Source organism: Mesorhizobium sp. WSM4828, assembly GCF_055811175.1.
On sequence record NZ_JBVVQK010000085.1, the window covers coordinates 1 to 1,483 of the forward strand.

Sequence of the window (1,483 nt, forward strand, 5' to 3'; positions counted from 1 at the left end):
TGCGCGGCGACAATCAAGGTGAGATTCGCATTGCCTCGTCGAAAATGTTCCTGAATGTTCAACCGTTGCCTCACATAAGTTGCTCCCTACCGAGGGGTAAGAGCAGGGGCGACTATGGGACGGCTGAGCATGGCGACAAGGAAAGAACTGACGACGGCGGTTTCAGAGCGCTATCGTGCTTCGACGCGAGCGGAGAAGGCGAGAATTTTGGATGAGTTCGTCGTCGTCACGGGCTTTCACCGCAAGCACGCGATGCGGCTGCTACGACGCGGTGAGGGGCCGTTTGCACGCCGGCGAGCGCGGCCGCGGATTTATGATGAAGCGGAACGCAATGCGCTCATATTGCTCTGGGAGGCGTCCGACCGCGTCTGCGGCAAGCGGCTGAAGGCGTTGCTGCCCATCCTTCTCGAGGCGATGGAACGGCACGGTCATTTTGACCTAGCGCCCGAAATCCGGGGCAAATTGCTGGCGATGAGCGCGGCCACGATCGACAGGACGCTGGGACCGATCCGAGAAGGCTTGGGACGTCCTCGACGACGGCCCGCAGCGCATGCCCTGCGACGGAGCATTCCCATTAGAACGTCGGCGGATTGGGACGATCCAGCGCCAGGCTTCGTTGAGGCGGACCTCGTGGCCCATAGCGGCCCTTCGGCTCGCGGCAGCTTCATCCAAACCCTCGTGCTCACCGACATTGCGACCGGCTGGACGGAATGTGCGCCGCTGCTGGTTCGCGAACAGACGCTGTTGAGCGCGGTGCTCACAGAATTGCGCAAGCAACTGCCCTTCGCGCTTCTCGGCCTGGATACGGACAACGACACCGTTTTCATGAACGAGACACTGAAGGCCTATTGCGTCGCCGCCAACATCGTCTTCACGCGCTGCCGCCCCTACCGCAAGAATGACCAGGCCTTTGTCGAGCAGAAGAATGGCGCCGTGGTGCGTAGGATGGTCGGATATCGTCGGTTCGAGGGGCTGGAGGCCGCCACGCTGCTAGCGAAGCTCTACCGGTCAGCGCGGCTGTTCGTGAACTTCTTTCAGCCATCGTTCAAGTTGATCGCGAAGCAGCGCGACGGCGCGCGTGTGCGCAAGACGTATAGTCCGCCAGCTACGCCGCATCAGCGGCTGGTTGCCGACCCTCGCACCTCAGATGCAGTCCGCTCCCGTCTGCAGGAAATCTACGCCGGGCTCGATCCTGTCCTGCTATTGCGCGATATCCGCGCCGTGCAGGAGCGACTCGCTGCGCTTGCCGATACTCCGCCCGCCGTGCGCCCTGACGGAACAGCTCAGCCAATCGACCTTTTCCTGGCGAGTTTGCGGACTGCCTGGAAGGACGGAGCTATCCGGCCGACGGATCGCCCGATTGTGAAAGCCAAAAGGGGGCGGCGGCGTCCTGACCCTCTCGTCAAGGCGACTGCGGACTTACGAAATTGGTTCGAAGCCGAACCATGGCGAACCGGCAGCGAACTTCTGTCACGACTGCAGG

General features: G+C 62.0%; 1 protein-coding gene. It reads left to right on the forward strand.

Translation table 11 applies throughout. The annotated features are described in order from the left end of the window. Positions 1–114: 114 nt before the first annotated feature. On the forward strand, positions 115–1,483 hold a 1,369-nt coding region (locus AC0L2X_RS32355), incomplete at its 3' end, for an ISNCY family transposase (RefSeq protein WP_473601201.1).